Source organism: Kitasatospora sp. NPDC059722, from assembly GCF_042733235.1.
Taxonomy (GTDB): domain Bacteria; phylum Actinomycetota; class Actinomycetes; order Streptomycetales; family Streptomycetaceae; genus Kitasatospora.
In genome coordinates this window covers 1-9,132 of the sequence record NZ_JBHWGD010000157.1, presented here as the reverse complement: position 1 = coordinate 9,132, position 9,132 = coordinate 1, and the positions used below count along the sequence as shown (strand labels likewise).

Sequence of the window (9,132 nt, the reverse complement as noted above, 5' to 3'; positions counted from 1 at the left end):
CGGTGCGGCCGTCCTCCAGCGGGACCTCGGTGCGGACCTTGGTCAGCCGGGCGCCCTCGGTGGCGGGCCACAGGGCCGCGACCTGCTCCTCGTCCAGGGGGGTCTCGTACTCGGCGCGCTCCAGGCCGCCGCCGTGCTTGACCGTCAGCGTGGAGCCCTCGGGCGTCCGGCGGATCCGCACCTCGGAGTCGCCGCCACGGGTGAGGTAGCCCTGGCTGATGGCCGTCGAGACGGCACCGGCCGTCCCGGGGACGCGGTCGACCAGGAACTTGCGCTCGATCTCGCTCGGCATCCGGTTTCCTTTCCTCGTGCTCAAGACCGGTCGTCAGGCGGCCGACATCGTATGCCGAGCTTGTGGGGCGCCGGTCGGCCTCCGAACTCGGCTCATCCCGGAAGCGAGGACGCCTCGCCGATCGCGGCGAGCAGTTGGAACGGCAGCTCCCGGTCCCCCTGGCCGATGGCCAGGGCGAGCCACCGGTCGGAGGAGGGTGGCTGCCACAGCTGCATGCCGCCGGCGAGGTTGCACAGGAAACCGAGCGGCTCCGGGGCCACGAACTCGGGGTCCGGATGGTCGAACCCGAGATACGGCCACAGGTCAACCGTCGCGGGGCTGCCCCAACGGGCGGTCAGAGCGGCGGCAAGCGCGTCGAGATCGGCTTCCAGCTCCTTCTCGGCCGCCTCGACGACCTCCTCGCTGCGGTCGTCCCAGAAGTCCCGGCTCTCCCGGAGCACGGCCACGTGGAATCCGGGCCCACTCCACCCGTCACCTTTCTCCGGCTTGCCCTCCTGCTCGGGGAACGGCAGGGCGCTCAGTTCATCGATGATCGACAGCTGGGCTTCGGTGAAGCCGGTCGACCGGTGCTGGCTCGCCATGGACGAAGCCTAACGCGCACCCGACCCCGGCGGCCCGGCCATCTCGGAACAACAGTGGCCTCACCATGACCAACTGAGACAGATGCATCAACGGTCCCCTTATGGGGACATAAGAGACACTCAGTGAACAACCTTTGCCGATTCGATATGTGATCTGGTCATCCGGCCCGAACACTTCTGCGATCTTGGAAAGGCAGAACCCTTTACCATTGCTATTCACGGAGTAAACTCTCTTGCCATCGAGGAAGCAGGCCTCGTCCCGGTTCGGGGGCGGGGCCTTCACCACGCGCGGGCTGCGGCGGACAGCCGTCGTAGCCGCGCTCGCGATGCTGGTCGAGACGGGGGTCGCGCTCGACGCGATCACCGCCGAGGCCCAAGCCGCGCCCGCGAACGCCAAGGCGCCGGCCACCGCGCCGGTCAACGAGGCGCCGGACGCCGCGTCCGCGCTGCTGGCCGCGCGGCTCAACGGACGCCGGATCGAGGTCACCGGCGCCAGGACCGCCACCACCACCCTCTGGGCCGACCCCGAGGGCACGCTGACCCAGGACACCGCGACCGGACCGGTCAGGGTGAAGGTCGGCGACGCCTGGGTCCTCGTCGACACGACGCTCGTGGAGACGGCGGACGGCAAGGTCGCGCCGAAGGTCCACCCGGAGGGCCTCGTGTTCGCCGGCGGCGACGCCACGGTGAAGACCGGAGACCCGGTCGCCCCCACGGCCCCCGCCCCCACGACCCCCGCCGCCGACACCACCCGGGCCAGCCGCAGCGAAGCCCGCGCGCAGGACGGTCCGTTCGCCACACCCGCAAAGCCCGCCGCCGCCGCCAAGCCCGCCGAGCGCGAGCTGGTGACGATCGGCACCGGGGAGCAGCAGGTGCAGTTCGGCTGGCTCGGCCGGCTGCCCAAGCCCAGGCTGGAGGGCAGCAAGGCGACCTACGCCGACGCCCGCCCGGGTGTGGACCTCGTCCTGGAGGCCACCCGGACCGGCTTCGAGCAGTTCCTGATCGTCAAGGACCGCTCGGCCGTCTCGCAGGCCGGCACGATCACGCTCCCGGTCGACACCAGCGGTCTGGACGTGATCCGCAAGGACGACGGCTCGATCGAGCTGACGGAGCGTCCCTCCGGCAAGGTCCAGGCGAGGATCCCCGCCCCGGTGATGTGGGACGCGACGGTCGACCCGAACTCGCAGGAGCACACCCGGCGCGCGCCGGTGGCGATGGAACTGCGCGGCTCCGGTGCCGACGCCGAGCTGGTGTTCACCCCGGAGGCGGGCTTCCTCGCCGACCCGGCGACCAGCTTCCCGGTGACGATCGACCCCGCGCTCACCGTCGGGCCGTCCTTCGACACCTTCGTCCAGCAGGGCTACGCGACCGACCAGTCGTCGGCCGTCGAGCTGAAGCTGGGCAACAACGGCAGCGGCCAGGTCGCCCGTTCGTTCCTGCACTTCCCCGAGGGGCCGTACCACGGCAAGCACATCCTCTCGGCGAAGCTGAACCTCTACAACTGGCACTCGTGGTCGTGCGAGCCCTGGTCCTGGGAGGTCTGGGACACCGGCCTCGCGTCCACCGCCACCCGGTGGACCAACCAGCCGGGCTGGAACAAGATGTGGGCGGTCAGCAACAAGACGGCCGGCAACGAGACGGCCGGCTGCGGCAACGCCTGGGTCAGCCAGGACGTGACGAGCCTGGTCGCCGCGTGGTCCGACAACGGCTACACCAACAACGCGCTCGGCCTGCGCGCCTCCACCGAGACGAGCCCGTACTCGTGGAAGCGCTTCGACTCCGCCGAGGGCTCCAACCCGCCGTACCTGTCGGTCACGTACAACACGGTCCCGACGGCCCCGCCGGCGGTGGACGTGTTCCCCGCGCACCAGGGGAACCCGCGCTACACCTCCTCGGCCACGCCCACCTTCCAGGTGCTGGCCAGTGACCCCGACGGCGGCGGCCGGGTCGGCGCCGACTTCGACCTGTACCGCGCGGGCGTGTTCGTCAAGCGCGTCTACAAGGAGGTCCCGAACGGCAGTTACGCCCAGGTGAAGCCGGCCGACTTCGGGATCGCGAAGCTCGACGAGGGCGTCACCTACTCGATGGGCGCCCGCCTCTGGGACGGCACCGACAACTCGCCGTGGGCGCCGCAGGACGTGGTCGTCGTCGCCGACACCACCAAGCCCGGCGCGCCGTTCGTCACCTCGCCCGACTACCCCTCGGACGAGGCCTGGCACGGCGCCGCGGGCCAGGCCGGTCGCTTCACGCTGACCCCGCCGGCCGGCACCGGTGACGTGATCGGCTACGTCTACACCCTGGACGGCAAGTCGCCGACGACGGTGGACGCGACCGGGGCGACCACCGCCTCGATCACCCCGCCCACCGACGGCACGCACGTCCTGAAGGTGCAGACGAAGGACCGCGCCGACAACCTCTCGGACCCGGCCGTCCACACCTTCAGGGTCGGCAAGGCGGGCGTCGTCTCGCCCGCGGACGGCACGCAGGCCGCGAAGCGCGTCAAGCTCGCGGTCGACGCCCAGACCCAGTTCACCCGGGTGACCTGGCAGTACCGCCGCGGCCCCGGCGCCGCCGAGTTCGACATCCCGGCGGCCCACCTCGCCAAGGCCGACAACACGCCCGTCACCGGCACCCGGCCGCGGCTGGCCGAGCTCGGCGGCCACGCCAACTGGTCGGTGCTGGAGTCGCTCGGCCGGGTCGGCGGCGTCGTGCAGGTGCGCGCGCTGCTCTACACCGACAAGGACACCGACGCCGCGTACCCGACCGCCTGGTCGACCTTCACCGCCGACCCCAACGCCGACGGCGCGGCCGGCACCGAAGTCGGTCCGGGCTCGGTCAACCTGCTCACCGGCGACTACTCGGTCGACGTCACGGACACCGACGAGTTCGGCATGGCCACCAAGCGCTCCTCCTCCTCGCGCGGCACCGACCGCGGCTGGCAGGAGCAGGGCGAGCGGCTGACGGCCAACCAGCAGCAGGTGTCCACCGACACCACCGGGTTCCTGGCCACCCCGGGCACCGCGCTGCGGGCCACCGACCGGGGCCAGGGCTCCTCGACCGACTCGCTCAAGGTGCTGCCGGACGCCAACAAGTCCGGTGACACGTACGCGCTGCTCGGCGGCTCGGGCGGCCTGCAGCTGGGCATGAAGCCCGGCCGCACCTACCGGGTCAAGGCCTGGGTCTACGTGCCGTCCACGACCGGCCTGACCGCCGGGTACGACGACCGCGGCATGCGGATCGTCGTCGTCCACGGCAAGACCGGGGCGCTCACCACCACCGTCTCCCGCAAGGCGCCGTACACCGACGCCTGGGCGGAGCTCACCACCGACGTCACGCTCGCCGCGGACGCCACCGAGGCGCAGGTCCGGCTCTACAACGGGCACTCGGACAACGCCGACCGGCCCGTGTACTTCGACAACATGTCGGTGCGCGAGCTCGTCGCGCCGTTCGGCCCGCAGTGGGCCGGCGGGGCGCAGGGCGAGGCGGCCGAGTACGTCTCGCTCGCCTTCCCGGGCGCGGACGCCGCGGTGCTCAAGGCCACCGACGACACGTCGGTCACCTTCGCGCGGGCGCAGGACGGCACGCTCTACCCCGAGCCGGGTGCCGAGCACCTCGGCCTGAAGGCGACCGGCGCCACCTACACGCTGACCGAACTGGACGGCTCCACCACGGTGTTCGCCCGCCAGGGCGAGTCCGACGTGTACGCCGTGCAGTCCTCCACCGGCCCGGACGCCGCGTCCACGACCCGGTACGTCTACGACTCCGCCGACCGGCGCGCGGTGGTCAAGCGGGTGATCGCGCCCGTGGAGCCGGGCGTGGACGACGCCAACGGCTGCGCCGTCGACCCGCTGCCGCGCGGCTGCGAGGTCACCGACTACGACTACGCGACCGCCACCACGGCCGTCGCCGGCACCCCCGGCGACTTCACCGACCGGGTGCGGGCCGTCAAGGTCTGGTCGTGGAACCCGGTGACCGCCAAGCAGGAGGCCGTCGAGGTCGCGCACTACGCGTACGACGAGCGCGGCCGCCTCGCCCGGGTGTGGGACCCGCGCCTGGCCCAGCCGCTGAAGACGGCGTACGGCTACGACGACGCCGGCCGGGTGACCCGGATATCCCCGGCCGGGGACCTGCCGTGGGACTTCGACTACGGCAAGGCCGCGGCCGACCAGGACCCGGGCCGGCTGCTGAAGGTCCGCCGGGCCTCGCTGGCACCGGGCAGCAAGGACCGGGTGGACGGCGAGATCGCCACCACGGTGGTCTACGACGTGCCGCTGACCCGCGGCGCGGGCGGCCCGTACGCGATGTCCGGTCCGGACGTCGCCGCCTGGGCCCAGACCGACGCGCCGACCGACGCCACGGCGGTGTTCGGCCCCGAGGACGATCCGGGCACCGGCACCGCTTCGGCCGCCAGGCCGGGCCCCGACGGCTACCGGGCCGCCACCGTGCACTACCTCGACGCCTCCGGCAGCGAGGTCAACACCGCGACCCCGTCCGTCACCCCCGGCGGTGACATCGACACCAAGGAGTACGACCGCTACGGCCACGCGGTCCGCGCCCTGGACGCGACCGACCGGTCCATCGCCATCGGCACGCACCCCGACACCGAGCGGTTCGTCGCGGAACTCGGCCTGCCGGCCGACTCCGCCTCCCGCGCCCGGCTGCTGGACCACCGGACGGTCTACTCCCCGGACGGCCTCGACGTCGTCGAGACGCTCGGCCCGGTCTACCGCGCCTCGCTCGCCGAGCAGGTCGAGGGCCAGAGCGCGCCGGTGTCCGTCACGGCCGAGGGCGAGAGCCTCGTCCAGCTCGGCGCGACCGACCCGCTGCGGGTGCAGACGCTCGCGCAGTGCTGCGCCGGGGCCGGCTGGTCCGGCGGCGCGCACGTGTTCTTCAGCGCGAACGAGGTCGGTGACAACGCGTCCTTCCGGGTCTCCGTGCCGGAGGAGGGCGAGTACCAGCTGACCGCGCTGCTGACCAGGGCCGCGGACTACGGCGTCGTCCAGCTGTCGATCGACGGCCAGAACGTCGGCGGCACCTTCGACGGGTACAACCCGACCGTCACCACCAGCTCCTACACGGCGGGTTCGACGGTCCGGCTCGCCCGCGGTGACCACGAGCTGCGGCTCACCGTCACCGGGAAGAACCCGGCCGCGGTCACGCCGTACTACCAGGCGGGCCTGGACCGGGTCACCCTGACCAAGACCACGCTCAACCCGACCCTGCCGGCCGGCACCCCGGTGCTCGCCCGGGACCACAACACCAACACCTACGACGAGGGCAGGCCGGACGGCAGGACGTACCACCTGGTCACCAGCTCCACCGACGGCGCCCGCATCGACGGCTACGCCGCCGACGTCGAACTGCGCGTCACGAAGCACGGCTACGACGCGCCGATCGGCGGTGTCCCCGGCTGGCAGCTGCGGGTGGCCACCTCGGTCACCACCGACGCGCTCGGTGCCAAGCCGACCGCCTACCTGAAGTACGACGCGGCCGGCCGCGCGCTGGAGTCCCGCAAGCCCGACGGCACCGGCGCCGACGCGAGCACCGTGAAGTCGGTGTTCTACACGGCCGGTGCCAACCCGGACGACGCCCTGTGCGGCAACCGGCCCGAGTGGGCGGGCAGCCCCTGCGCCACCCTGCCCGGCGGTCCGGTCACGGGCACGGACGGCTCCCGGATGCCGACCACCCTGCCGGTCAAGCGGATCACCCGGTACTCGCCGTTCGGCGAGCCGGAGGAGACGACCGAGACCAACGCCGGCAAGACCCGCAAGACCGTCACCACCTACGACGGGGCGGACCGGGTCACCTCCACCGAGATCACCTCGGACGAGGGCCAGGCACTGTCCAAGGTCACCACCGAGTACGACCCGGCGACGGGCGACGCGGTCAGGACCACCACCGACGGCAAGTCGCTGACCCGCGTCATGGACGCTCTCGGCCGGCTGATCTCGTACACGGACGCCGACGGCGGCACCACCACCACGGAGTTCGACCGGTTCGGCAAGCCGGTCAAGGTCACCGACCCGACCGGGTCCACCACGTACGCCTACGACCGCGCGAAGGAGCCGCGCGGGCTCGTCACCTCGGTCAGCGACAGCGTGGCGGGCGAGTTCACCGCCGCGTACGGTCCGGACGGCCAGCTGGTCGAGCAGACCTACCCCGGCGGCATCGTCCGCCGCGACACCTTCAACGCGGTGGGCGAGGCCACCGGCCGCACCTACACCCGCACCTCCGACAACACGGTCGTCTGGGCCCAGACCAGCGACGTCTCCACCCAGGGCCAGGTGGCCCGCAACACCAGCTCCACCGCCACCCGCACCTACCAGTACGACCGGCTCGGCCGGCTGGTGAAGGCCCAGCAGTCCAGCACCACCAGCGGCTGCGTCACCCGGCAGTACGCCTTCGACGCCCACTCCAACCGGCTCTCGAAGGCCACCACGCCGGCCGCGGCGGACGGCTCCTGCGCCACCACCGGCGCGGTCGCCGAGAACCACGCCTACGACAGCGCCGACCGGCTCACCGACGCCGGCTACGCCTACGACGCGTTCGGGCGCACCGTGAAGACCGCCACCGGCTCGACCAACACCTACTGGGCCAACGACAAGGTCGCCGCCCAGGAGAAGGGGGACACCCGGCAGCAGTGGGCGCAGGACGCCGCACACCGGCCGACCGCCTACACCACCGCCAGGAAGCAGGCCGACGGCAGCTGGTCCAACCTCACGTCGAAGCTGAACCACTACGGCGACGACTCCGACGAGGTCCGCTGGACCGTCGAGGACACCACCCAGGGCACCGTCACCCGCAACGTCTCTGGCCCGGACACCGACCTCGTCGCGACCACCGGCAGGACCGGTGACGTCCAGCTCCAGCTGACCGACCTCTTCGGCTCGGTGGTCGTCACCACCGACACCGCCCTCACCAGGCCGGTCGTGCTGGACTTCGACGAGTTCGGCGTCCCGCAGGACGGCCAGGCCGCCGTGCGGTTCGGCTGGCTGGGCGGCAAGGAGCGCTCCGCCGAGGCGCAGGACGGCGTCATCCTGATGGGGGCCCGTCTCTACAGCCCGGCCCTGGGACGCTTCCTGCAGGTCGACCCGGTGCCGGGCGGCAACGCCGGCCCGTACGACTACTGCACCGGCGACCCGGTCAACTGCACCGACCTCGACGGCAACTGGGGCATGCCCAAGTGGCTGAAGAAGACGGTCCACGTGGTGGCCAGGGTCTCCGAGATCGCCTCGTACATCCCCGGCCCGATCGGTGCGGCGGCCGCGGCCGTCTCGTCGATCTCCTACGCCGCGACGGGCAACTGGCGCAAGGCGGCGGAGATGGGCGTCACCGCGCTGTCCGGACTGGTCGGTGCCAACACCGCGGTGAAGGGCGCCTTCACGGCCGTCCGCGCGAGCCGGGCGGCCGGGCGGGCCGGGCGGTTCGCCTCCCGGGCGCGCTCGGTGTTCCGCAGCTCCGGCTGCAACTCCTTCGCCCCGGACACCCCGGTGCTGATGGGCGACGGCTCGCAGCTGCCGATCGGTCAGGTCCAGGTCGGCGACTACGTGATGTCCACGGACCCGGGGACCGGCGAGTCCCGGCCCGAGCCGGTGCTCAACGTCATCGTCGGCTACGGCACCAAGCACCTGGTCGACATCCAGGCCGGCCCGGACGGCGGCCAGCCGCTGCGGGCGACCGCCGAGCACCCGCTCTGGGTCACCGGCAAGGGCTGGACGGACGCGGCCGCGGTCGAGGCCGGCGACGCCCTGATCGCCCCGGACGGCACGGTCAGCGACGTGACCCGGGTCAACGACCTCGGCTTCGTCGTCGACCAGCTGGTCTTCAACCTCACCATCGGTGACCAGCACACCTTCTCCGTCCAGGTAGGGGACGGCTGGGCGCTCTCCCACAACAAGTCCGCCGCCTGCCAGATCTCGATGCAGAAGCAGGCCCGGCACGTGCGGGGGACTCCGGAGTACCACCGGGAGGTGAAGAAGCGCGGCGGCCTCTCGACCTTCCACGGCTGGAAGTCCGCCCGCCGGTTCGTCGAGCACGCGTGGCGGCATGGGAAGGTGATCGAGAAGAAAAAGGGCAAGGAGGTTCGTGAGCTCGAGTTCGGTTTCGGCGTCGGCACCAACGCCAAGGGGCGGACGCAGACGAAGGTCCGCGTCCACCGGGACGCGAAGGGCAAGATCCACGGACACCCGTCAGGCCGGGGGTACTGACCCCTTCTGACACCTTGATCGACCGGGCCCCCGGGGGGGGGGGGGGCGCCCC

Annotated in this window: 2 protein-coding genes and 1 pseudogene; 1 reads left to right on the top strand and 2 read right to left on the bottom strand. The window is 72.2% G+C overall.

What is annotated here, in order from left to right:
* A pseudogene (locus ACFV4F_RS40810) lies at window positions 1-292 on the bottom strand (adenylate cyclase); the annotation flags it as partial.
* Window positions 293-384: 92 nt separating this feature from the next.
* Entirely contained in the window at window positions 385-873 is a 489-nt protein-coding gene (locus tag ACFV4F_RS40805) for a hypothetical protein (protein ID WP_380510615.1), read from the bottom strand.
* Between the two features lie 233 nt (window positions 874-1,106).
* On the opposite strand from ACFV4F_RS40805, the gene ACFV4F_RS40800 reads away from it, so the two are divergent.
* The gene (locus tag ACFV4F_RS40800; RefSeq protein WP_380510612.1) at window positions 1,107-9,080 is read left to right on the top strand and encodes a DNRLRE domain-containing protein; all 7,974 of its coding nucleotides are present in this window, start codon (window positions 1,107-1,109) and stop codon (window positions 9,078-9,080) included.
* Window positions 9,081-9,132: the final 52 nt, after the last annotated feature.